We start from the raw sequence: 25,168 nt of genomic DNA, 5'->3' as shown, positions 1-25,168 counted from the left end.
GCATTGTATACGGACGGTCAAATTCATTTCTTCTTTTTTATTTCGTTATACCCCACCTTGATCATTTCCTGCTGATATTTTACCTCGCTTTGATGTTTTACAATATGAACTGCTATATTCTGAGTTTCCCCAGGCTTGAGAACATATTGGAAGGTGTCTACAACAATCTTATAACGTTTGTCGAGACCGTTTCTATAAAGCTTCACTTTCCACTCACCGGGACGTAGATAAGTGAAATCAAAACTTTCTCCTATAAAAACAATCTTCCTGTAAGTCTGCTCTCCATTAGAAGATTCTATAATGATGCTCTGTCTTTTATTTTTTTCTGCTTTAGGCTGAAACTGTGCAAAGTTGTATTGGTCCTTACTGTCATTTTCAACAAGCTCAATGCTTCCTTTGATCGTAGAGGCAGTCGTTAACCCAAAATTAAATATGTTTTCTTTATCTTTAAGATGTACTAAAGCAGGTAATGAAATATTTGTAATATCATTAATTTCTGTTGTAGAGCGGTCTATTTCAAGAAAATATTCGCCCGGGATAATGTTTTTAAAAATATAATTACCCTCTTTGTCTGTAACCGACAAATAGCTGCCCATCATTAATCGGATACCATCTATCCTTTTTACACCCAGATTACTGATGTTTCCTGATAAACTTGTATACTCAGCTGTCTTTTGTACAGGAACATTTAGCCTTAAAGTATAGCGTAATGAAAATATAAAATCCTTATTTCCCAATTCACCGCGCTGTAAAGAATACCTTCCTGAAACATCAAGTTCGTTGCCGGGAAACAGCTCCCGGTGAAATAAAAGTTCAAATAGGTTCCTGTCCCTGAAATATTCCTCAGGCATATAATTGTTCTGGTAAAATACACTTAAACTCATTTTATCTGAAAACCGGCTGAAGATCCGGGCTCCGTAATAAATTTGTCTTTCGTTTTGCAGCTGATACCTTGAAGAGATCGCATAGCTTGCATACACATTGAATGATGTTCTGAATTTTTCAAATGCTACATTCGCAGTATAAAAACTTGAGTTTCCTTTAAATCCACTCAGATAATTATTCGTTTTTCCAAACTGCCCGTCAAGATTCAACTGAAACATTCCTATATTCTGATTGATGCTTATTTTTAAATATTTTTCGTAATAATCAAACTGCTTCGGTTCCAGACGATCCTGATACTTTTGAAATCCATTATAAAGCATTACAAAACCATTTGGCAGGTATTTATACTGGATACCGTACTGCAAAAATCTTCTGTAAGGAGCAGCCAGAAATAAAGTATCTCTCTGAAAGTTCTTCGCATCCTGGATGTAGTTTGCAAATACACTGATTTTTTTGGAAATCCTGTATTGAAGATTTCCGTTAAAAGTACTGGTATTGGTGAAATAACCAGCGAATTCAGGGCTGGCTCTCATATACATAATATTTCCGTCAAATCTTTCAAAATTGGCCTGTGCCTGCGCCATATAAGCAGTTCCACTCAACTGTTCAGTCTTGCTGTAGGCGGCCTCCCCCGAAACGGTTATATTTTTTGAGATCTTAAATTTTCCGGCAGTATAAGGTAAATGAGCCTCAGAATCCAACCGGATATTTCCAAAATTCATTTCACCTTGTCTTGGTATTTTATAAAGATAACCTGCTGTGATTTCTGATTCTTTCCTTATTTTAAAAGTTGAATAAATATTAAATTCATCCTTGATGTCACGAAAAAACCTCGGATGATTATAAAATCCTCCCAGGCTTATTTTATTGAAGTCGTAACGGACCTCCGCTCCACGCCCGTACCTTGCAAATTCTGTTAAGTAAGAAGCAGAATAAGTCTTATCCCCAAGATGCACGAAAAATTGATCTCTTCTATAATTAATAAAATATTCTTCATATTGAGTAAAAGAATTGAATTCAACAGGATTGGCTGATACTGCATGAAATTCAACCTGGTTTTTATTCTCTTTGTCTAAAGTTCCCTTACCATAAATTTCACCCTGAAATCCATCGTGGTAAATACCCATATTTTTCATTCCTATAAAAGACAGCGAAGCTGAAACAGGAAGCCTGTGGTAGATATCATCTTCCGTAGGTTTTACAGATATTATCTTTACACTTACATACGCTGTTTGATTTTCTGTAGGATTATCCTTTGAATAAACAGACAGATTAAGATTCTGAAATTCATTTTGGGCAAGATCAGCTTTAGTCACTTTATAAATATTGATTACTTTGGATTCTGCAGGTGCTAGTGTTATTGAGAAATTATGGTCTACTACTGCATTTCTGCTTTCAAGAATCAAGCTTTCTGTTACATTTCCATTATTTTTTAAAAGAAAAGAAGCCCGAATTGTTTCACCTGCCCGGATAAATTCAGGAGCGTTTAATGCAGAAAGAGTAAGTTTTCTGGTTCCGGCAATAGTCACCTGAGAAGTTCTTGTGAACTGAGTTCCATCCTGCCGATCTCTTCCTTGCAGAACTACGGAATAGATACCCTGTGTTGCTTCTGCCGAAATACGGATGGGAGCAATATAGACTGTTTTTTCATAAGCATTTACCATAAATTCCCCATTATTTAAAATAGGAGTGATATATGGACTTGATGCAGTTATGGTAATGTCATAGGTCTTGTTTTCAGCTGAAATATTTTCTAACGGAAAGGAAATGGAAGTAGATGTTCCTGGCAGGAGACTATCTTTTTTGCTGGCCAATTGATCTGGTTGCTGCTGAGAAAAAATAAGTACCGGGAATAATAATATGATAACGATATATAATGTCCAGATTTTAATCATTCTTTACTTCTAGTTCCACATTGAGGGCAAAAGCATTTTCATCTTCATCCGTGGCTATAATGACAGCCCGGTATTTATCTGCAGGAACTTTGCTGATGTCAATATGAAATGATTTCGATGTGCCTGGTAACAATCCCATAGCAATACTCGTGTAGTTTCCGAGTCGCTCTCCCGTTTTCCGGTTATAGATCTCAAGTGAGGCTGTAGGTTTACAGTACAGATTGCCGGTATTGGCAATAGCAATTTTTACGGTCTGTTTTCCATCTTCCTTTTCTATTTTTACACTTTCAAATTTAAGGTCAGGTCTTGCTTTTTCCGTTTCATAGTCAGTAATGACCTGAATGGCATAGCGTACGATAGATGTGATATTTACTCCGGCTTTGTCATCACTTGGTTTGATGTCTTCTACCGGCTCTACAATGATCACACTCCAATAGCTGCCGGGATCCGCCAGCTGATCCGGAACCATGATTTCATAAAATACTTCTGTTTTTTCTTTGCTTTTCAGAGTGACCAGATTTGTATTAAGCTTGATCCAGTCACCATTTGTTTTGTTATTGGTATGCAGAGAAGTATAGTTTATAGTGCCATCTGCATGATAACCAAAATCCTTTAAAAATAATTTTACACTTTGAGAGCTGTTGTCTGTATTTTCAATAGCGATTTTTCCTTTATAAACTTTTCCGTTCTCTACTTTATAAGTATGGGTAAGGCCGTTAAGGATAACGATACCTGCCTGTAAAAAGGTAAATTGCAGATTGAGTAATATCAAAAGGATAATGCGCTTTATCATAATTATGTAAAGTTTAAAATTAAAATGGTGATCATATAAAACCTGGAAGAAACTGACTGGCGGTTTCTTCTGGTCTTATTTTAAAAGTAAGGTCTGAACTAGTTGTCCGAGATCGTATAGGTAACAGTGGCCACAGTACTAGCTGTTGCTTGTAAATCTGCATATGCAGCAACACCTCCAGGTCCGCTTCCCGCTGCTAAGGCATAGGTCAGGTTATGTCCGTTGTTGGCTCCGTTCCCTGTATAGGCACTGCCAATTCCTGAAATAATGGTCTGGTCTGTTGCGCTTAGTGTGAGTTGAGCAGCTGGTGTACCTAAAGTTCCTCCGCCACTACCTGTCGCCGCTGCAGCTGTTACATGAATATCAATTCCCGGAATAACAGCATTTACGTTTACAGATACGTTACGTGTAGGATCTGCTACAGACTTGATAGAAGAATAGTTAAGCCAAAGAGTAGTATTGGATGTCGTCGGTGTAACGGGATTTCCCGCTTCTGTAGGTGCCGTAAATCCCAATGTAATGTTTTTGGTCGCAGCCGGTTCAATATCTACCAGTGCAACTTCAGGGATTGAAATTGTAATTGTGTGATTGTCAGTATTCGTATCCTGCGCTTGTAAGCCGGATGAAAATGCAGCAGTCAAAAAGCATACTGCAATACTTAATTTTAATTTTTTCATGATGTTTGAATTAGTTAAGTGAATTTAGATAAAAATCAGTAAGATGTAACGATAATTTCTTCTTTTTTTAATATTATTATTTATTTCATTACAGTATTTCATTATTTATGAAATATCTATATGCAAATTATGTAAAACCACTCCGGTAAACTATGACTGTAGTCATAATAAAAGCCTTACAGAATCCTGTAAGGCTTTAGTTATCTTGATGTTATCTCAGGATTATGCCCAATGTGGGTCCGTTACTGAGATTTTCCCGTTTTCTATCCGGCCTGCAAAATGCCATAAATGCCCTTCAATACTAATTTTTAGGTCATACCAGCCTTTGTTTTTACTGAGATCCAGTACAAATGCCTCTTCTGATTGATGTAAAGAGACCGTCTTTTTACTTTTCTCATAAAGATCTTCTACGGTAGCAGAAACATTTCCCTTTATCTTTTTAAAAATAAGTTGCGTTTCACTTTTAGAACTGCCATTGATCAGCTGAACTTCTAGTTCAGGTGTACTGTTTCCGCTGAATTTCCGGAAAAAACCATTCGGACCGAAAACTTCATAATCATATTTCCCGGGATTCAGACGATGTGATAGTTCCTGTTTTGAATATAAAGCATATGAAAAATGATAATGTCCGTTGTCAAACTGCGTTCTGTCATAAATTAACAGAGGAACTCCGGCTTCATTTACATTCGTCATTCTTATTTTTCCGTTTTCCAGATTCACATGGAAGCGATAGGGAAGAGGATTGGAAGGTTTTATTCCCCTTTCCTGAATTTCGAGAAGACTATTGTTGATTTCATTTTCAGCATGCCACTTCAGATTCGGAACAGGCTTGCTTTTAGCCGCATTAATTGTTTTTGCATAATCCTTCTGATCAAGATAATCCATCTTTGGAGCCTTGGTATTGGTTGAATTAAATGCAGAAGTAAGATCTCCGCAAACCGCTCTTCTCCAATCGCTGATATTATCAACCTTTACATCCTTTCTGTATTTTTTCTGAATGAAATTTTCCAAAAATTGAAGTACGGAAGTATGATCCGAAACTTCAGAGTTCACAAAACCTCCTTTCGTCCATGGTGAAGCGATGATCATTGGCACTCTGTACCCTAGGCCAATCGTTCCTTCAATTTTTTCATAGTCTTTTAATGAAGGATTAGACATATATTCCTGAGATTTGTCAACATATTCCACTCCTTCTTTTCCATTCATGTCAACAGGCTGGCTTGGATTCATTGGTGGAGCAAAAGGGAGAACATGATCAAAATACCCGTCATTTTCATCATAATTGATAATAAAGATTGTTTTTTTCCAGGTTTCAGGATCTTTGGTCAGAATATTTAAGACTTCTGAAATATACCACGCTCCATACCATGGTGATCCCGGATGATCAGAGAAATGTTCAGGAGCTACCAGCCAGGAAACAAGCGGAAGTTTTTTCTCTTCTACATCTTTACGGAACTGAAACAGAACGTCTCCCTTGGGAACGACCAGTCTCTCCCCATTTTCATCCTTTCCTATTTCCAGATTCCAGTAATCAGGATCGGCGATATTGATGGTAAATGCTTTTTCATGAAGGTTTTTTTCCTGCTGTGAAAGTTGAGCATAATTTTCAGGAGCATATTGGATTTTGTCTTCCTCAAGCTCGGCGATCAGGCTTTCCAACCTTTTCTTCTGATCAGGATTTTTTTCAATTTCCTGTTTCAGATAAGTGATGATCTTAGGTATATTTTCATAATAGCCTTTTGAAAATTTTACGTTGAATTTTGAGAACCATTCGATAGGATTGTCTGTGAAATTGCTCAGCCAAGCTTCCTGCTCACCGGACATTCCCTTTGGAAGACTGATTTCATTCTGATAAATTTTCCACGAAACATCCTGCTCTTCTAAGATTTCCGGGAAGCTTTTCCAGTGTGCCTGCCGTGCCTTATCGTAATCAATATTTTCATTGTAAACATTCGCTTTTACCTTTCCGTTTTGTTGCTCTCTCAATGTTCCTGACCAATGGAAAAGTCTGTTGGGTGTAGTTCCTGTCATTGAGGAGCAGAAATACTGGTCAAATATGGTAAACGCATCCGCCAGCTGATAATAGAAAGGAAGATCTTCCCGGTTATAATATCCCAATGTGAGCGGAATATTTTTATAATCTTTATTTCCTGAAGCTTTAAACTGAAGCCACTGGTCATACTTTCCTTTGTTAAAAGCTTTCTGCTGATCAGACCATGAATGGGGCAGAGAGCTCATCCATGTAGATTTGGTATTTCTAAGATCCAATCTTGCAGGTGATGCATATTTTCCGGAATTATCTTTTTGAAAGAAAACGGAATGTCCGTCCTGCTTAACGAAAGCTCTTTTATCTAAAAAGCCCCGAACTCCTTTCAATGCTCCGAAAGCATGATCAAATGAACGGTTTTCCTGCATCAGGATTACCACATGTTCTGCATCATAAAACGTAGACAGTGCGGCAGGCTCAATAGTCAGTGCTTTCAGAATAGCGGGATGCAGAACGCTTGAAGTTCCCAGCCCTGCCATCAAAAGGCTTGATTTTTCTAAAAATTCTCTTCTGTTCATAATTCAATCTTAATAATAAATCAACCGCAAGTTAATTGGATTTTCCTGCGGTTGATGTGTTTTTGATATAAAATATTTAGACCTTTACTGCAACCACCATGGTTTGGAGTTGATATTGTCATTTCCTCCATACTGAGCTGCCAGAGCTGCTTTCAGATTGGTACTGTTATAGTTGTACTCCTCCTGTGGATAACGGAATCTGAACGGTGCAGAGACTCCTGCCTTCAGAGGATAATTCGGATACCCTGTTCTCAGATAATCATAATATGACGTCCATTGGCTCTGATGGAACATCGTCATATACTTCTGGGTCATGATCTTTTCCAGACGGGTCTGAAGCGGGTCTGCATCACTGTAAACAACTAATGGGGTAGCCAGATATTGATTCACATCAAATCCTGTAAAATATTGCCCCGGATTTTTTACATACGTCTGGTAAAAGCTGAAGCTTCCTTTGATTGCATTGTCATAATGTATTTTTGCTGATCCTGAGATCCATCCGCGGGCTGCTCCCTCTGCCAGTATAAATTCCAGTTCGGAATAACTCAATACGGAAGACGGCTCATTGGTAGGATCTTTGTAAAAACGGTCATTCACTTTGGAAATATTTTTTGCAGTGATCAAAGCTGCGTTGTCAGAATAAGAAGATATAGGATTTCCACCATTATATCCCGTAAAATCGGTTATTGGTTTTCCTGCTTCTTTGGCACCTGTAGTTTGTGCTGCAAAAGTAAAAAGACGTGGATCCTGTCTTACTTTAAACAAATTGATAAAGTAATCTGCCATGTACATACTGGATCCGTATCCGCTGTTGTTGAACATAGAATATCTGCTGTCTGCAGCGTCAGCAAACTTAAGCTCTCCATTATCTGAAATAGATGTCATTAAAGGCTGGCTTCCTGCAATAGAAGAGAATTCATTGGCGATATTATAACTTCCCAGGGTCGTTTTTTTAGACATGGTTATTAAAATTTTCAAACGGAAAGAATTGATCAGTTTTTTCCATTTTAAAGCATCACCGTTATAGATGATATCACCTTCAATTTTATCATTGGTATTAATCAGATCATTGGCTTCTTTCAGTTCTGATAGAATTCCGGCCATTACCGTTTCCTGAGTATCATATTTTGGCTGAGTAATCCCCGATTCGCCTTTCGCAGCTTCTGTATAAGGAATGCTTCCGAATTTTAAACTTAAATTAAAGAAGTAATAAGCTCTGTAGAATTTACCGATGGCACTGTAGTTTTTATTATTGATCTTTGCCGCTTCCTCCATCATTTTTCCGATATTCAAAAGACCTTTTGTATAAGCTTCGAAAGAGTCACTGTTCCATTTCATATACTGATAGACATTTTCCCCGTCTGTACCGATCATCATTCTGGAAGCATACATATTGTCGCCATTCACCTGAAATGTGTTTTTTGAGACATATGTCAAAAGAACTTTAGGATCTACACTTGCCTGGTCATTAGGATTTTCATTGATCTTGTCAAGATCAGACTCGCAGGAAGCCATCATAAACAGTCCGGCTGCAAGAAAGGACTTCAAGCCGAAACTTTTCAGCCATTTTGCAGGCTTTCCACTTTGATATTTTAGTATAAAATTGATATTGTTTTTCATGTCCTGATTGCTTATTAAATTAAAATTTAAGATTAAAACCAACTCCGATCCATCTGCTGGAAGGATCCTGAATATCATTTCCAGATCCAATTTTGTCACGGTTTTTACTTTCGTTTCCTGTTCCGATCTTAAAATCCGGATCAGAATACAGGTTTTTAGATTTTTTCCACATGGCAAGATTGTATCCTGAAAGGTTGACGGTGAAATTTTTGATCATTCCTTTCGGATTAAGCAGATAAGAGAAGTCATATTCCAATACGACAGATCTCAGTTTGATAAATGTCCTGTCGAAAACATTGGCGAATAATTCACTTTCATCTTCTGTTACCCTTGCCTGATAAGGATAATTCTGAGCCCAATCCTGGAAGCTGATTGGGTTTGTATGTGGCGTATAGGTTCCGTTAGCGGCATTATAATTGACCCCGTCCGGCACGAAGTAATAAGTTCCTGGATTTGCGTATTCAAGATCTCTGTAGGCAGTGGAGTTAGGATGTTTTCCACCCCACCACATTTTTTCTACAACCTGCGATCTCATGACACCGCCAATGCTGCCATCGATACCGATATTTAAAGTGAACCTTTTATATTTGAATGTATTGTTAAAGCCGAAAGTCCAGTCCGGATTAAAATGCCCCAGATTACTAGGAGCATCTGCTTTGGTAGGCATTCCTGTTTTTGCGTCCAGAATAACCTTCCCATCAGGTGATTTTTTCCAGGTGTAATCATAGTAGCTGTCCAGTCTTTCTCCTAATTTAATATTGTTGTAGTTTGGCATATTATCATAGATAGAAGACAGTGTCTGCTTATAAGTGCTCCAGTTGATTAAAGTTCTCCAGGTAAAATCAGCTGTTTTTACAGGAATCATTCCTAAAGAGATCTCCAGACCCTTCGTTGTATATTCGTTACCGTTTACATATTGAGAAGTGAATCCTGATGATGGTGCAGCCGGGAATTCCAGGATATTATTGTAATCTAAAGTTCTGAAATAGGTAACATCTAAAGTAAGCCTGTTCTTAAACAATCCGGCACTTAATCCCAGTTCATAAGATTTGGTCTGTTCCGGTTTCAGAGAGTTTTCCGTATTCAGGATGGTAGGAAAATTAAACATAGGATTTCCGTTGAAAGTAGCTCCCTTATTATTAAAATAATAATTCCTGATCGAATAAGGCTGGAAGTCATAAGCTACTTTGGCCCACGATGCGGATAGCTTTAAAAGACTCACCGCTTCAGGCATTTTTACAAGATTTGAAATAACTGCACTTACCGATGCAGAAGGATAGAAGTAAGATCTGTTTGCTTTTGGAAGCGTGGAAGACCAGTCATTACGTCCCGAAATGTTGATAAAAAACGCATTATACAATCCGATATCAATCGTTGAATAAGCACTGTAGATTAGCTTTTCTTTAAGATAATCATAATATTTTACAGCTCCTGTAGAATTTTCCAGTGCATATAGTTCAGGGATCCTCAAACCGTCTGTTGAGGCATTGTCTATATTGTTTTTATAATAAAACATCGAACCTCCGGCATTGATCGTAAAGTCAAAATTATCAGATATTTTTTTCTTGTAGGTTGCCAGTATGTCAGAATTCAGGTTCCATGTTTTAGTGTCATTCAGAAGATAGCCACCGCTTCTTGGAGCGCTGTAATTGAAATAGGAATAAGGACTTAATATTTCCTGCTTATTGTGATTTTCAACCATCGAAACCTTACCTTTTACAGAGAAATCCTCGGTTGCTTTATATTCCAGGCCGGTTTGTGCACTGATCACATTGGTCCTGTTTTTATTTTTATAATATTCAGATCCAAACCATGGATTATTGTACCATGCATAATTCCAGTTCGCCTGTGCAGTACCTTCCTTTCCGGGAATCCACATGTGATTTTTAAGATCTCTACCGTCTACATCTGCTCCCATCCAGATCAGAATGGTGTACATGTGTCCGCTTGGATTGTAATCATAATTGGGAATATTCGGAGTAAAAGTCTGATTGAAATTGAATTTCGTATCAAAGGTCAGTTTTTCACCTAAATGATTTTCAGAAGAAAAGCTGACTCCATAACGCTGCAGATAAGAATTGGGAACCCTGTCATCATAATTCATGAAATTTCCCGAAAGTCTGTAAGTGTCTTTATTGTTTTTATAGCTTATCGCAAAACTGTTATTATTGATTACTGCAGGTTTTAAGAATGTATCTAAATTATCATGATACTTCCAGTCAATAGGAACTCTTTCATATCTTGATTTATCATTATATTGAGTTCCTGTCACTGCCCCGTACCACGGAATCACCTGTCCCGTTGTCTTATCCCGGATCGGGCTGTTCCATTGGGCCACTTGCAGTCCCGGAACAAATTTTGGCCCCCAGATCATATCACCGTCATTTACACCACCGTCGGCTCCATCCCAGAATTCATATTTTCCATGAGAACCGTTTCCGTATTCCGTTTGGGTTTTGGGAAGATTGGTAAATCCTGCAGTCACCATCGTATTTTGCGAGAATTCTACAGAAAAGCCATTCTTTTTAGCACTTTTCGTGGTGATCAGGACAGCTCCGTATCTTCCTCTGGAACCGTATAGGGCAGAAGCGGTTGCCCCTTTCAGAACATTGATATTCGCAATATTATTAGGATCAAGATTCTGGAAAACTTCCTTCTCTACAATCACTCCGTCAATGACGAAGACCAGATCAGAGTTTCCTCTCAATGTAAACTGTGGAGCCTGCTGCATTCCTGTAGGGTTGGAAACATTCAGTCCGGCTACCTGTCCTGAGAATAAATTCCCGATACTTGGAGTCGTGATCGTTTCAAACTGTTTCGTGCCCACTTCCTGAGTGGAATATCCAATCTTTTCTTTCTTTTTGGCAATTCCCAAAGCTGTAATCACAACGCCTTCGATCTGTTTCTCATTGGGCTTTGTCAAAACCACGGAATACCGTCTCTTGGAAGAAACCTCCACGGTGTACATTGAAAAATCAGGTGAATAAAATTCAAGAATATCTTTTGGATTCGCTGAAATTGTAAAATTACCGCTTTCATCGGTTACCGTAGTTTTTCCGGTATTCTTGTCGGTGATGCTTACTCCAGAGACGCTGAAGCCGTTTTCGGATTTTACATTTCCGGAAATGTTAATTTCTTGGGCAGTAAGATAAAGGGGGAGTAAAAAAACAGCAAAAGTAGCTAAAGTCTTCTTCATTTTTTTGAGAACAAATTTAGCAGTGTACTGTTACCTGAATTTTAATGTGGTATTAAAATAAAAATACCATTTAATATTTTTTAACATAAATATTTAACATAATAATAAAGCTGAAAGAGCGTCTGTATTTGAATATTTGTGTTTATTATACTAATATGTATAACCTCTGAAAACGAGCCTTTCACTAAATGTCCCCTTTCTTAATACTGAGAAGTGAATTTTTTACATGTTGTAACCGTAGTTTTTTATTGGCTAGCCATTTTTTTAACGCAAAGTTTGAGCATTATGCTTTTATATTTTAAGAATGCAAAGGAGAGAATCAATTTAAAATTGATTCGATGAAGCGTATGGATAAAACGTTAGCTTAATTGGCGAAGCCACCTCTCTTTGCCTCCCTTAAAACTGGAACGTGTAGCTTTAAAAACTTTGCGTTAAAAATAGTTTTTAATTGTATTTTTTTAAATAAACCAAGATCTTTTTTAAGCATAAAGTTTAAAAATCATTCTTTACATTTTAGGAATATAAGGAAGGAATCAATTGAAAATTGATTCGATGAAGTTTACGGAGAAAATGGTGAAAGAAAAAATTAGAATCGGCTCAGGATTCCCCAATGAATCTTAATATCATTAAATTTAAAAGGATTTCCAAATTCATTACCATTAGAAAGCTGAAAACTCATCAGCCCAATCGGAATAAAGAAATTAAATCCCAGCCCGACACTGTAAAGCTTGGGCTTGACATTTAAAGATTTATTATTAAGCTGTCCGTATTGTCCAAAGAAATCAAAAAATGCCTGGCTCCCAATGAGGTACCGGTATTCTAAGCCTGCGTAATAATAAAAATCGGCAGCCAGGGATTTCTCATTGAAACCCCGCATGGAATTCCAGCCCCCGAAGCGGTACAACTCATTTGCAGAGAATTCCACTTTAGAATCCATCATGGCTCCTTCAGCTTTTATATTAAGGAAATGGTTGCCGGAAATATGGTAATTGTGTTCCCCGAAGAAATAAAACTGGTTCTGGTTGGCTTTAATATTATCTTTCGTATAAGTCGTCGTCAGGTAGTCATAACCTGCATTGACCCTTGTTTTGTACAGAAAAAGATCAATATCTGTGGGCTCTGTCATTTCAAACCAGATCCCAAGTCCCTTTTTATTATAATCTTTCCCCTGGACATATAATGTATCGATGATACTGGATGATTCAAGCGTTCCTCTAAGCCCGATCTTATTGCGGTTATTGATGTGATAATAAAAAGCCGGCAGGAATTTTACATTGGCGAAAGTGGAATCCTGCCTGAAAATATTCACTTTCAGGTTCATTCCGACATTGGATTTAAGAAGGTATGGAATGTCTGTCTGAAGATCAAAAGTCTGTCCCTTATCCGGGTTTCTCTGCCAGTACAGATTCACTGTTTCAAAACCATTGAACATATTCCTGAAATTCACATTCAGGGTTCCGTTCAGGGTAAATTTTTCTGTTTTATCATTCCCGAAACCGATTACTCCATCAAAAGTATTCGTTTTTTTCTTTTCCATGAACAGGTAAATACTCGTGGAATCTTTGGTGAATAATGTTTGGGGAGGCCTTTCCAGTGTAACGAAAGCGTGGCTCTGGAAATTTTTGCTGATGGCTAAAAGATTTTTATCATCGTAGTTTTTTCCTTTGAATTCTTTTTCAAGATTCTTCATAAATCTTTTTGGAACTCTTTCGTAACCTTTCACGACAAAGCCGTCGATCTTACGCTTATCATTTTTATTAATATCCAGCTCAATTACCGGATAACCGTTTTTCTGGCCTTTATATTTAGATTTAAGACGGCTGAAGGAATAACCGTCATCAATATATTTTTTGTTAATGCTTTTCTTGGTAGAATCTAAATTTTTAGTGTAAAAATCTTTTTTAATTTTTAATTTCTGCGCAATAGAATCTGAGAGCTCCACATAGGTTTCGTTAAAGTTTTTTCCTTTATCGTAGAAAATTTCTGTGCTGTCACCTTTCATTTTTACATCTTTCAGCTTGGTGAAGAAGTAATTGCTCTGGGACAGAGAATCCAGAAATTTCACAGCAGAAACAGAATCCTTTACTTTTTTTCTGACATTGGTTTCCGTATCAATAAGCCAATACTGCTTTTTCTGCGCTTGTACAAAAACGCAGGACAGGATAAAAAATATTTTTAGAAAAAGCTTCAATTCAAATTGCTTAAACCGTTAAGATATTATTTAAAAAAAGAAGTTGAGTTAAGTTTGATCATTCTGAGTTTTAAGATAAAACAAAAAGTGAAGCTGGCTTAAAAGTTCTCAACAGCTAAATAGGTCTAATGGTTTAAATTATTATTAAATAATTTTTTATAACTGAAATTAGTCCAGTTTATTATATTTCTTCATTAAATTCTCATAGGTTCCCTGAGGAAGTATCCATTTTAAAGGAACCCCGATCTTCTGCCCGAATTTCCCAAAGTAATAGTGTGCTTTCCATTTCTTCTTATTCAAAAGATTTTCAACGTAAGTGGCTACCTCAAGAGGCTCAGTTCCGTCACCGACATGCGAATTCATCAAAGCGTAAACTTTATCAAATACACTTTTATAGGGCTGGGAAACTTCAGTTTTTACTCTGTTTTCAGCAATATTTGTTTTAATGTCACCCAGGTGTAGTGAGCAGACCTCAATGTTCCAGGGATAAACTTCATACCTCATTGCTTCCGTTACCTTATCCAGTGCAGATTTTGATGCAGAATAAAAGCCACGGAAAGGAAGTCCCATTTCGCTTCCTATACTGGAAATATTGATGATTTTTCCGAATTTATTTTCCCGCATTTTCGGAAGAACGGCACTCATCATCTGGACAGAGCCTACAAGATTCAGATTGAACAGTTTTAAAATGTCTTCTTTTGTAGAATCTTCCACAGCGCCCACCATTCCCATTCCGGCATTGTTGATCAGTACATCTATTCGTGATTCTGTTTTTAAAACCTCAGCGATGGCATTCTGAACGGCAAAGTTATCGGTTACATCCGTTGGTATAGATCTGAAATATTGGCTTTCCGTATGTTTTCGGCTCAAACCGTATACTTTATGGCCTTTTTCCCCGAAATATTCGGCCAGTACAAAACCTATTCCTGATGAGGTTCCAGTGATGATGATCGTCATTGAATTGTTTATAATTTTTTAGACTTTATAATTTTCCTTCGGACGTTGATGAACTCCTCTTTATCAAGTATTTCAGCGTAAAAGGTATTTTTAGCAAATGTAAAAAAAGAATAATGAACTCTGTTATTTATTACAGCATAAAATAGATTCGTCTTTTGGATCCGATAAACCGGATGATTTAAACTTAAAACAAATTTAATAAACACTTAGGTAAGTAATCCAAATGAAATGATTAGTTTAGTAAGTGTATCTGTTTGATTAATAGATGTTTGTTTTCTTTTGATTAGTAGACGTTGATAAAAACAGCTAATGTTTCTTAATAAAAGCATAAGAAAATCTTAATGAACTCCCGGATAAACCTGCTCTAATTTTGCATCTAATAAAAAAGGATGAAATGAATGTATTTAAAATCCCGGTATCTGTAACTTATTTTACAGGTCGGGTTTTGTTAATAAGTGCTTTATCTGTCTCACCAATGGTATTATCCCAACAACAGGACAGTATAAAGGGAAAATCCATAGATGAGGTTGTTGTCATAGGGTACGGGACCCAAAAGAAGAGTAAAGTATCTGGTGCAGTTTCTGAAGCTTCATTGGATAAACTTACTTCCAGGTCTTTATCAGGAGTAGGGGAAGTGCTTCAGGGAAAGGCTCCCGGTGTTACCGTGATCAACGAAGGCGGAGATCCTAACGGAACACCAAAGGTGAATATCCGTGGCCTGGGAGGAATCAACGGAGAGACACCTCTATATGTGGTAGACGGGGTTGTTTTCAACGGAACCCCTTCCATTAATCCCAATGATATTCAGGATATTTCTGTACTTAAAGACGCTTCAGCGGCAATTTATGGAGCAAGATCTTCAGGCGGGGTAATCCTTATTACCACTAAAAGGGGTAAAAAAGGAAATCTTACTGTTGATTTTGATGTCAAATACGGAGTGAATAATGCCTGGAAGATGAAGGAATCTTTAAATGCAGCAGAATTTCAGGATGTCATGTATAAAGCTTATGAAAATGCGGGTAAACTGAACAGTCTTCCGATAGCTTTCAACCCTGAGAAATATCCGGATGGAAGAATTACGAGGACAGACTGGATGAAAGAAATTTTTCGTACAGGAACCATTCAGGAATATAATGTTAATTTGAGTGGGGGAAGTGATAAATCAAGATTTTTTGTGGGAATGAACCATAGAAATATTGAAGGGATTCTTTTAAACACCCAGGCAAAACGTTATAATTTCAGAGTCAATTCTGAACATAAAGTAAAAGATTGGCTGACGATCGGGGAAAATATGTACTACAATTACTCTGACGGAAATACAGCAGATACGAAAAGCGGATACACCGGAGCTTTAATAGCAGCCATGTATTACCCTCCCAATGTTCCTGCCTATACATCTTCCGGAGCTTTTTCCGGATTACCCATTGATGTGGCCGGCGGCTATGGGGACATGATTAACCCTGTAGCTTATCTTCAAAGAATCAGCATCAGAAATCCTACCCATGAAATTCTCATCAATCCTTATGCGGAAATCAGTTTGGCTAAAAATCTGAAATTCAGATCCAATTTCTCACAGACTTTCAAAATAGGGACTATTAAAAACTTCACCTACAGAGTGCTTGAAGTTGGAAAGATTTTCGACACCAATAATTTAGAATATCAGTCAAATAATTCGTCCACTTCATTAGCTGAACAGCTCCTTACCTATAAAGCAAGTTTTGGACAGCACAATTTTGATTTCCTGGGCGGATTCACTTTCCAGAAAACGATTGACGAAGGATTTATGGCAAAAGCTTATGATTTCAGAAGTGAGTCGGAAGTTTTCCAGCACCTTCAGAATGCAGCAGATACCAATAAAGACGTTTCCAGTTATAAATACCAGCAGGCTTTGGTCTCTTATCTGGCAAGGGTTAATTATGATTATGCAGGGAAGTATGTGATCAGCTTATTAGGCAGAAGAGACGGCTCTTCACTGGTTGCGAAGCAGAACCGGTTTGCTAATTATTATGCACTTTCTGGGGCTTGGGTAGTATCGAAAGAAAACTTTATGCAGGATATTTCCTGGCTTTCGAATCTGAAATTAAGAGGAAGTTATGGTATTTTAGGAAACCTTGGCGGTATTTCTCCGCAGGCAGTTAATCCATTAATGACCAGGGATAATAATGTTATTTTTGGACAGGACCCTTCACAGAACATTGCGTATTATGCAACAACACGTCCAAATCCGGATTTAAAATGGGGGAAATCTGAACAGACCAATCTTGGTGTGGATGCATCTTTCCTTCATAACAACCTTTCACTGCAATTCGATTATTTCGTAAAGAATTCCAGAGATCAGATTTTTAATGTGAGCTTGCCAAGTACGGCTACTTACAATAATCAGTATATCAATGCCGGGCTATTTCAGGATAAAGGATATGAATTAGGGATTAATTATAACGGTAAAAGAACGGAGGATTTCACTTATTCTGTAGGAGTTACGTTTAGTCAACTAAAAAATACGGTGAAAAAACTGGCTGATGTGGATGAGATCTTTATCAACACTAATGGGGTGAGAGGAGTACTGAAACCTACCCGTATAAAAGTAGGAGAATCATTATATTCTTACTATGGTTATAAAACCGGAGGGATTTTCCAGTCACAGGAAGAGATCAACAATTACAAAGATGCCAACGGAAATCTTATCCAGCCGAATGCAAAGCCGGGAGATATTAAATTCCTTAAAAAAGAAGGAAATACGGGCGTCTTAAATAATAATGATTTTGTGAATCTTGGAAATCCTTATCCTAAATTTTCCTACGGCCTGTCTTACAATATGACCTGGAAAAGTTTTGACCTTAACGTTTTCTTCCAGGGAGTTTACGGGAATAAAATTTTCAACGGGATGAAATTTGTTTCACTGAATCCAGGAGGAACAGGGCAGAATTACAATATGGATAGGGATATACTGAATGCATGGACACCACAGAATACCAATACCGATATTCCAAGACTTGTACATGGTGATCCCAGTGGTAATTATTCCAAAGTATCCGATTTCTATGTTGAGAACGGATCTTATCTGAGACTGAAAAACCTTACCATCGGTTATTCATTACCGAAAGAAATCTACAGCAGGATCAGTGTAAACAGACTAAGAATTTATGTAACGACCAATAATCTATTTACTATTACCAAGTATACAGGTTTTGATCCGGAGGTAGGAATGGATACTTACGGAGTAGATACAGGTAGATATCCTCAGTCACGGTCATTTATTTTCGGGGTAGAAGTGGGGTTATAGTTTTTAACAATAAAAAATAATACAATGAAATTTTTCAATAAAATAATTTTACTGTCAGGTATAGCAGCTCTAACGGTCTCATGTACCAATGAACTTGATATTCAACCGGAGGGAACTCCTACAGAAGCCAGTTTCTGGAAAACGGAAAATGATCTTGTGACTGGTGCTAATGCCATGTATAAACCTCTGTTTGACGGAGAATTTTACGGAAGAGGTTTTTTCTGGTTTATCAATGCCAGCGATGATATGGTAACAGGAAGAGCAAAAAGTGAAGCGGATAATGCTAAAAATTTCAGCAGTAATTATATCGCAGCAGGAGATCTGGAGACCCAATGGAATAAGAGATTCAATGTGATAGGAGTGGCAAACCGTGTCATCCGCAATGTAGATAATATCCAGGCTTCAGCAGCTGTTAAGAATAAATATCTGGGGGAAGCCTTATTTATGAGCAGCAGAATGTATTTTGAGCTGGCTTACAATTATGGAAACGAAAAATCAGGGATCCCGATTATTGACCGGACTAAAGAACCGGATCCGAATCCTATTCCAAGAGTGGCCAATGTAAAAGAAAATTATAATTATATCGTCAATGATCTTAAGAAAGCTGCAGAATTACTGCCATTACAGGAAGAGCTTTCTCCTAAAGATTATGGAAGACCGCATAAGGCTGCGGCATGGGCACTTCTTGCAAAAGTATATCTGTTCATGGAAGACTGGAATAACGCTGCATTCTGGGCCAATGAAGTAATGACTAAAGGAAACAGAAAGCTGCTTGGGAATTTTGCTGATGTTTTCAAATCTGAAAATAATTACAGCTCAGAATATATCTGGTCTATTCCCGGAACGCCCAAGTTTACCTCATGGGGAAGTATTCTTCCAGGAGTAATGCTTGAAAACAAAGGGTGGGGAGAGTATAACGGATGGGGATATTTTCAGCCAACTAAAGAATTGTATGATGAATATGAAGCCGGAGATCTCAGGAGAAGTGCAACGATCCTGAAACTGGGAGATCAGTTTACCTTTAACGGAAAACCAAGAACCTATGCATCCACCAATTCTCTTACAGGTTATCAGTTTAATAAATATATGGATGCTTTTAAATATACTTTAAACAGCGGACATGTCAGTGCCAATGGAGATTATCCATGTACAGATTTAGCTGTTCCTATCATGCGTTATTCAGAAGTAATCCTTATTAAAGCGGAAGCCTTGCTGAAACAGGGACAAAATGCCGATGTAGAAATCAATTTGATCAGAGTACGTGCCGGTCTTGCACCCAAAACAGGATGTACGATGGTTGATCTGAAGCATGAAAGACGCTGCGAGCTGGCAGGAGAGTGGGCAGACAGACACAGGGACCTTGTCCGTTGGGGTGATGCCAAAACGACTTATGCAAAACCACTGCATGGTATTAATGGCCAGGAAGTATGGGCTGCAAGAAACTTCAATCCGGCCATCCACAATGTATGGGCAGTTCCGCAGGTTGAGATTGTCAACAGCCATGGGGTGATCAAGCAAAATGAAGGGTGGTAAAATTTTAATATAAATATATACTGTATCATTGTGGAAACCCTGCAGTGATACAGTTTTTTTAATAGTATTATGAAATTATCAAAAAAAGTATTAGCCGTATTGGCTTTTGGTGTATTTGCTCAAAACCAGGCACAGAATTATCTGAGCTATAATGTTGGCAATGCACATTCACATAATGATTATATGCAGGAGATTCCTTTTTGGCAGGCTTATTATGCTAATTTTGGATCTATTGAGGCAGATGTTTTCCTGGTAAAGGGTGAATTATGGGTAGCCCATACGGAAAAGGAACTGCTACCAGCGCGAACACTTGAAAGCCTGTATCTTGATCCGATCTTGAAACAGATCAAACTGAATAAAGGAAATATTTATTCTGATGCTAATAAAAAGCTACAGTTGCTGATCGATATCAAGCAGGATTATAAGACCTCTTTGAATGCATTGGTTAATTCATTGAAAAAATATCCCGAAATTACCAGTTCCCAGACTATTAAAATTGTAATTACAGGAGGAAGACCACAGCCTGATGATTTTACAAACTATCCAAATTATCTCTTTTTTGATGGTGACCTTGATACAAATTATACCACCAGCCAGCTGAATAGAATCGGAATGTTCAGTGCAGACTTTGCAGATCTGGTAAAATGGAACGGAAAAGGGATTCCAAGGGATGAAGAAACAGCAAAGATCAGAACAGCTGTTGAAAAAGCGCACGCTCAGCATAAGCCGGTACGTTTTTACGGAGCTCCTGATTTTACGAATGCATGGGTAAATTTAATGGATATGGGAGCGGATTATATTAATACCGATCATATCCCTGATCTGAAAAAGTTCATGAATATGATTCCTAAAAACTTTTATAAGAATCAAAAAGGGTATGAAGTATATACACCCACTTATAAAACAGACAGGACCAGCGGAAAAGTGAAAAATGTGATTCTTCTGATTCCGGATGGAACCTCTCTGCCTCAGTATTATGCAGCTTTTACGGCCAACAAAGGGAAGCTGAATGTCTTTAATATGAAGTCTACAGGACTTTCCAAAACTAATTCTTTTAATGCCTATATTACAGACTCCGCTCCGGGTTCAACAGCATTTGCAACAGGAGTAAAAACAAAAAATACATTTGTAGGCGTTGACGATAAAGGAAAAGCCCTGGCTCAGATTCCAGATATTATTGCGGCTAAAGGAATGGTTTCTGGATTGATTTCTACCGGAGATGTTACCGATGCGACGCCTGCAGATTTCTATGCCCATTCAGATAACAGGAACAGTTCAGAACCCATTTTGAGAGATTTTGTAAGTTCCAAAACAAAAATTTTAATCGGAGGTCCCACAAGTGGTTTGAGTGAAGGGAACAGAGAAAAAATTAAAGAAGCCAAAATAGATTTCTATCAGGACCTGAAATCTGTGAGCAAAATAAACAACCGTACATTGGTAATAGATCCTCTGGCTTCACAGAGAATTACCAATGGAAGAGGGAACTGGCTGGCTGATGCTTTTGATCTTACTTTAAATGATCTGAAAGAAAATAAAAAAGGATTTTTCATGATGATAGAAGCTTCGCAAACAGACGGTGGCGGGCACAGTAATAACATTGAACAGCTGGTTACAGAGCTGCTGGATTTTGATCATGTCGTAGGAAAAGCCATGAAGTTTGCCGATGAAAATAAAGAAACATTGGTTGTGGTAGTAGGAGATCACGAAACCGGAGGTTTAACTTTGCTGGACGGAAGTCTTAAAGAAGGTTGGGTTTTCGGAAATTTCAGTACCAATGATCATACATCCATTCCATCCAGTGTATTTGCTTATGGACCCAATTCTCAGGAATTTACAGGACTGTTTGAAAATACGGAGATCTTCAATAAGATATTATCGGCATATGGAATTCAACACTAAGATGACTTATTGATTTTATTTAAGTATAGATTGGTCTTATAAAAAAATGGAGTCTTTAAAAACTAAAGACTCCATTTTATGCGCTAAAGTTATAATTTCAACAATCTAGTTATAGTTTGTGTTAATGATCAGTGTAGACAATTCAGCGTTGACGAAATCAATCGGCATGATCCCATAAGATCCTTGGGTATTTGTTTGAAAGAATGTTTTAACCTTAGGATTAATACTGTTGGAAACTGTAGGGATACTCGGGATTCCAAATAATAAAGGTTTATATCCGCTCGTAAAATTGATAAAAAGCTTATTGCCAGTATCATTTTTTGCCTCAGTCAGCAGTGTTGAGACCTTCGACCATTTATCATCATTGTTGGTTACTTTATAATAATCCTGAACCTTTATCTGTCCATCTGCACCATTGTTAATATCAAATGTCGTATTATCTGCCCATGCAGTCGCATTAATTCCCTTAGAAACTTCTGCTGGAAACCTTCTTAATAATCTGATCTTTCCCCTTACATCACCCAGTTTCGGAATATTAGCTCCCAAATCCCATTTAGAAGGGTTTTTCTGAGTATAGGTATCGAACGTTTTCTCAAAACTTCTGGTGGTATTTGAGGCATCATATTCTTCTTTCACCGACATGATGATTGTTTCTGTAGGATGGCTTTCTAAAAATGCATAACATGCATTGAGTACATCATCAAAGTTTAAATTCTGATAAATAGCACCGTGGTGTATAGCAAACGAGTTATCAATGTGTCTGCAACGGATATCCAGGAAACGGACTCCCGCATTAAGCTGTTCACTAATGGTAAGGTTTTGGGTTTTCGCTGTACCACTATTGGATGGAACCTCTCTGGTTGCTCCCGAATCATGGGTGCCGGGAATAGAAATTTTAGAAATTGAAATATTATCATTCAGCCCGGACATCCAGCTATTGGCCTCAATTGGAGTTAAAGATGTTCTTTCACTATTTTTTTGATTAAGGGTCAGAGTTTTGTTATCAGAATCCATCTCAGCCATTCTTTCCGAACAGGATAAAAGCATGCCTGCCGTTGTAATACTAAGTAAAAAAGTTGTTAAAGATCTCATGTTTGATTAAATATAGTTTATCGAATTTTTATTTGACTAAAAATAAGTATATATCTTATCAAGAGAAGTTAATTCAACTTTAAGAGATAATTAAGTTGTATTAAAATAGGCTATCTATTGGGTTTTTATGAATCATTCAGAAACTAAAATCCTTATCTGAACCGGCTATTTTAAATTTGTTTTCTCCAATCCTGAAATCATTCATTCTGATCAAGGTTTTAAAATGATGGATAAACTCTTTATGAACATTTTGCGGGATATCTTTCTCCTCCTCATCACAGGAAGAATGCTCTTCATCTATAACGACTTTTCCCGTTGAAAAATTGATCTCATTCAGATAATTGAAATCACACGTATCTTCAAATCTATCATGGGAACCGATGAGGTAAAAATCACCGTTCTGGTATCTGAAGGTATGTCTATAGGTCTGCGTATGCCTGGAATTGGTGTTAAATACTTGGGTAATGGAAACGCTGTTGTTTTTAATGGATATTTCCGGAGGCGCATTATCTTCAGGATAAAATCCCATTCCGCTGGAAAAAAGAACTGAGTTGTTCTCCTTCCATATTTTCAGTTGACCGTCTACGTCTTTTAAGATGAAAAATGATCTCAGGAAATTATCGCGGTCATTCAGCTTGGTTTTTTTATCCGTATTAAAAATAATTACGGTTTCGTCTTTTCCGTCTTTATCAAGATCACCTTTAGCTTCTGCAATTTTTTGAAAACCTTTAGGAACAGAAAAATTCTTCAGGGTTTGCGCGTGAAATCCTACGACTGACAAAGAAATAGCGAGAGAAAAAAGTTGTCTCATTTTAACAGGATTAAGTTATGAACCAAAATCTTCTTTCTTTACTTCTGTGTCTTCCAGATTACACATGCAACCTTTGATGGTCTTATAAACTCCTGTAATATCAGTTTCTTTTCCTTTACTGTCAGTAACGGTAATCCCGGTAGAAAATGATTCATCTTCTGCGGAATATGTCCTGTAAAGTTGATATTTGTAGTTGTTTTTGGTAAATGTCAGATAGTTGAGATCCATGCCTGCGTTTTGCTTTCCGCCACCTCTATGATAAGAGCTGTATGTAAACTGCTTCCAGCTTTCCTTATTTCTTGCAGAGGGAAATTCCATATCAACATGGTCTTTGCTTCCAAATCTGTACTGAATATATTCATTTTTTTTGTCTTTAACTAAAGACATGACTTTCCCATTCTTGGTCTGAAATGAAAAAACAGTTTCCTCATTAGGTAAAAGATACTGCGCCCAAAAAAGCATTGGTGCCAGCAGAGAAAAAAATAGCAGATACTTTCTCATCACATAAATATTTTTCAAATTAATGGATCATTACATCATCCAAATCCTTCCAGAACATTGGGTAAGATTTTTCTACAACATCTTCCTCTTCAATATTAAGTTCTTTAATCAGGCAGAAGGGGGCAAAACTCATGGCCATTCTGTGATCCTGGTAAGTGCCGATAGAAATATGATCTTCCGGTTCTCCAAAACTCACCGACTTGATGGTTAAATCTGTGATTTCCGTTTCAGTACCCAGTTTTTTCAGTTCATTATATAAAGCCTGAAGTCTGTCGGTTTCTTTCACCCTTAAAGTTCCCAGCCCGGAAATATCAAAAGGAATTTTTAATGCAGCAGCCGTTACGCACAAGGTTTGGGCAATATCCGGACAGTTGTTCATATCCAGAATAATTTTTTCCGGGAAAACAAAATCCGGTTGAGGCTGAAGTGTAATTTTATGCTCATCTTCAGTAAAGATAGTCTTAATGCCAAAAAAGTCTTCATAGATCTTAGCAATAGCAGAATCTCCTTGAGTAGACGCTTTATAAAAACTTTTTAAATGAATAGTTTCTCTTCCCAATGCACAAATTGAATAGAAATAAGAAGCCGAGCTCCAGTCGCTCTCTACCTCATAATTACTAGCAGACAATTCACTGTTAACATCAAAAGGTTCCACTTTAATAGTATTTCCCTCAAAGCTGTTTTTAATGCCAAATCTTGTCAGAATATCCAGCGTCATTTCTATATAGGAACGTGAGGTTACTTCACCGACTAAATTAATTTCCAGTCCGTTTTCAAGTTTTCCAGCAATCAAAAGCAAGGAAGTAATAAACTGGCTGGATATATTAGCCGGAACATTCACCTGTCTTTGTGTGATCTTCTTTCCTGTAATTTTTAAAGGCGGAAAACCTTCATTTTCTAAATATTCGATTTCTGCACCTAAGTTTTTCAGGGCACTGACCAGATTTTTGATCGGTCTTTCCTTCATTCTTTTTGATCCGGTAAGGACAGTCGTCTTTCCTTCAAATATTGAATAATAGGAAGCAAGAAAACGCATAGCCGTTCCTGCATGATGGATATCCACGGTTTCCGTGTTTTCAGATAATGCCTTTTTCAACAGCTGTGTATCCTGGGAATTGGATAAATTCCCGATCTGTATGTTTTTGAATAAACTTTCCAAAATCAACAAACGATTCGAAATACTTTTCGAACCGCTGATCTGAACTGTTTTATCTGCCGATAATTTTGATTTTTCTAACTTCATTGTTTCTTCAAATTGGAGACATCAGAT

At 37.5% G+C, this 25,168-nt stretch carries 16 protein-coding genes (1 of these 16 cut by a window edge); 3 read left to right on the top strand and 13 right to left on the bottom strand.

Features of this window, described 5'->3' with window-relative positions; all coding sequences use genetic code 11:
• The 9 genes from QF044_RS16370 to QF044_RS16330 all read right to left on the bottom strand — a co-directional run.
• A protein-coding gene (locus QF044_RS16370) for a hypothetical protein (protein ID WP_307269507.1) crosses the window boundary here: on the bottom strand, window positions 1-27 show its start. Its footprint begins 510 nt before the window's first position; the window shows 27 of its 537 coding nt (coding positions 1-27); its start codon is at window positions 25-27; the stop codon falls past the left edge of the window.
• Window positions 24-2,780, bottom strand: coding sequence for a hypothetical protein (locus QF044_RS16365; protein ID WP_307269504.1), 2,757 nt, complete (start codon window positions 2,778-2,780; stop codon window positions 24-26). Before QF044_RS16365 ends, QF044_RS16370 begins: the two co-directional genes overlap by 4 nt.
• On the bottom strand, window positions 2,773-3,573 hold the full coding sequence (locus QF044_RS16360) for a WxL protein host-binding domain-containing protein (RefSeq protein WP_307269502.1): 801 nt from the start codon (window positions 3,571-3,573) through the stop codon (window positions 2,773-2,775). The genes QF044_RS16365 and QF044_RS16360 overlap by 8 nt, the downstream gene beginning before the upstream one ends.
• A gap of 98 nt (window positions 3,574-3,671) precedes the next feature.
• Window positions 3,672-4,250, bottom strand: coding sequence for a hypothetical protein (locus QF044_RS16355; protein WP_307269499.1), 579 nt, complete (start codon window positions 4,248-4,250; stop codon window positions 3,672-3,674).
• A 222-nt stretch (window positions 4,251-4,472) separates the two neighbouring features.
• Complete coding sequence (locus tag QF044_RS16350; protein ID WP_307269496.1) at window positions 4,473-6,815, bottom strand: phosphocholine-specific phospholipase C; 2,343 nt, start codon at window positions 6,813-6,815, stop codon at window positions 4,473-4,475.
• 84 nt (window positions 6,816-6,899) lie between these two features.
• Window positions 6,900-8,435, bottom strand: a complete 1,536-nt coding sequence (locus tag QF044_RS16345) for a SusD/RagB family nutrient-binding outer membrane lipoprotein (protein ID WP_307269491.1) — start codon at window positions 8,433-8,435, stop codon at window positions 6,900-6,902.
• Between the two features lie 19 nt (window positions 8,436-8,454).
• Window positions 8,455-11,631 carry a SusC/RagA family TonB-linked outer membrane protein gene (locus QF044_RS16340; protein WP_307269489.1) on the bottom strand — a complete coding sequence of 1,059 codons (3,177 nt, stop codon included), beginning with the start codon at window positions 11,629-11,631 and terminating at the stop codon, window positions 8,455-8,457.
• Between the two features lie 586 nt (window positions 11,632-12,217).
• Window positions 12,218-13,822, bottom strand: coding sequence for a hypothetical protein (locus QF044_RS16335; protein ID WP_307269486.1), 1,605 nt, complete (start codon window positions 13,820-13,822; stop codon window positions 12,218-12,220).
• A gap of 168 nt (window positions 13,823-13,990) precedes the next feature.
• Complete coding sequence (locus tag QF044_RS16330) at window positions 13,991-14,779, bottom strand: SDR family oxidoreductase (RefSeq protein ID WP_307269483.1); 789 nt, start codon at window positions 14,777-14,779, stop codon at window positions 13,991-13,993.
• Window positions 14,780-15,173: 394 nt separating this feature from the next.
• Here QF044_RS16330 and QF044_RS16325 point away from each other — a divergent pair, with 394 nt between their 5' ends.
• The 3 genes from QF044_RS16325 to QF044_RS16315 all read left to right on the top strand — a co-directional run bounded on the left by QF044_RS16325 (window position 15,174) and on the right by QF044_RS16315 (window position 21,494).
• The gene (locus QF044_RS16325) at window positions 15,174-18,062 is read left to right on the top strand and encodes a TonB-dependent receptor (RefSeq protein ID WP_307269481.1); all 2,889 of its coding nucleotides are present in this window, start codon (window positions 15,174-15,176) and stop codon (window positions 18,060-18,062) included.
• A 24-nt stretch (window positions 18,063-18,086) separates the two neighbouring features.
• The gene (locus tag QF044_RS16320; RefSeq protein WP_307269477.1) at window positions 18,087-19,595 is read left to right on the top strand and encodes a RagB/SusD family nutrient uptake outer membrane protein; all 1,509 of its coding nucleotides are present in this window, start codon (window positions 18,087-18,089) and stop codon (window positions 19,593-19,595) included.
• A 69-nt stretch (window positions 19,596-19,664) separates the two neighbouring features.
• The gene (locus QF044_RS16315; RefSeq protein ID WP_307269475.1) at window positions 19,665-21,494 is read left to right on the top strand and encodes an alkaline phosphatase; all 1,830 of its coding nucleotides are present in this window, start codon (window positions 19,665-19,667) and stop codon (window positions 21,492-21,494) included.
• 105 nt (window positions 21,495-21,599) lie between these two features.
• On the opposite strand, the gene QF044_RS16310 is transcribed toward QF044_RS16315, so the two are convergent.
• The 4 genes from QF044_RS16310 to QF044_RS16295 all read right to left on the bottom strand — a co-directional run bounded on the left by QF044_RS16310 (window position 21,600) and on the right by QF044_RS16295 (window position 25,141).
• A complete protein-coding gene (locus QF044_RS16310) occupies window positions 21,600-22,586 on the bottom strand; it encodes a phosphatidylinositol-specific phospholipase C (protein ID WP_307269473.1) in 987 nt (328 codons plus the stop codon).
• Window positions 22,587-22,722: 136 nt separating this feature from the next.
• Window positions 22,723-23,397 (bottom strand): hypothetical protein, encoded by a 675-nt coding sequence (locus tag QF044_RS16305; protein ID WP_307269471.1) that lies wholly within the window; start codon window positions 23,395-23,397, stop codon window positions 22,723-22,725.
• 15 nt (window positions 23,398-23,412) lie between these two features.
• A complete protein-coding gene (locus QF044_RS16300; protein ID WP_307269468.1) occupies window positions 23,413-23,898 on the bottom strand; it encodes a hypothetical protein in 486 nt (161 codons plus the stop codon).
• Window positions 23,899-23,917: 19 nt separating this feature from the next.
• Window positions 23,918-25,141 carry a 3-phosphoshikimate 1-carboxyvinyltransferase gene (locus tag QF044_RS16295; RefSeq protein ID WP_307269465.1) on the bottom strand — a complete coding sequence of 408 codons (1,224 nt, stop codon included), beginning with the start codon at window positions 25,139-25,141 and terminating at the stop codon, window positions 23,918-23,920.
• Between the last annotated feature and the right edge of the window lie 27 nt (window positions 25,142-25,168).

Source organism: Chryseobacterium sp. W4I1 (assembly GCF_030816115.1).
Taxonomy (GTDB): Bacteria; Bacteroidota; Bacteroidia; order Flavobacteriales; family Weeksellaceae; genus Chryseobacterium.
This window is presented reverse-complemented; position numbering and strand designations above follow the sequence as displayed.

Coding starts and splice junctions, on each gene's coding strand:
- QF044_RS16365 (WP_307269504.1), bottom strand. CDS start 2,780: ATGATTAAAATCTGGACATTATATATCGTTATCATATTATTATTCCCG.
- QF044_RS16360 (WP_307269502.1), bottom strand. CDS start 3,573: ATGATAAAGCGCATTATCCTTTTGATATTACTCAATCTGCAATTTACC.
- QF044_RS16355 (WP_307269499.1), bottom strand. CDS start 4,250: ATGAAAAAATTAAAATTAAGTATTGCAGTATGCTTTTTGACTGCTGCA.
- QF044_RS16350 (WP_307269496.1), bottom strand. CDS start 6,815: ATGAACAGAAGAGAATTTTTAGAAAAATCAAGCCTTTTGATGGCAGGG.
- QF044_RS16345 (WP_307269491.1), bottom strand. CDS start 8,435: ATGAAAAACAATATCAATTTTATACTAAAATATCAAAGTGGAAAGCCT.
- QF044_RS16340 (WP_307269489.1), bottom strand. CDS start 11,631: ATGAAGAAGACTTTAGCTACTTTTGCTGTTTTTTTACTCCCCCTTTAT.
- QF044_RS16330 (WP_307269483.1), bottom strand. CDS start 14,779: ATGACGATCATCATCACTGGAACCTCATCAGGAATAGGTTTTGTACTG.
- QF044_RS16325 (WP_307269481.1), top strand. CDS start 15,174: ATGAATGTATTTAAAATCCCGGTATCTGTAACTTATTTTACAGGTCGG.
- QF044_RS16320 (WP_307269477.1), top strand. CDS start 18,087: ATGAAATTTTTCAATAAAATAATTTTACTGTCAGGTATAGCAGCTCTA.
- QF044_RS16315 (WP_307269475.1), top strand. CDS start 19,665: ATGAAATTATCAAAAAAAGTATTAGCCGTATTGGCTTTTGGTGTATTT.
- QF044_RS16310 (WP_307269473.1), bottom strand. CDS start 22,586: ATGAGATCTTTAACAACTTTTTTACTTAGTATTACAACGGCAGGCATG.
- QF044_RS16305 (WP_307269471.1), bottom strand. CDS start 23,397: ATGAGACAACTTTTTTCTCTCGCTATTTCTTTGTCAGTCGTAGGATTT.
- QF044_RS16300 (WP_307269468.1), bottom strand. CDS start 23,898: ATGAGAAAGTATCTGCTATTTTTTTCTCTGCTGGCACCAATGCTTTTT.
- QF044_RS16295 (WP_307269465.1), bottom strand. CDS start 25,141: ATGAAGTTAGAAAAATCAAAATTATCGGCAGATAAAACAGTTCAGATC.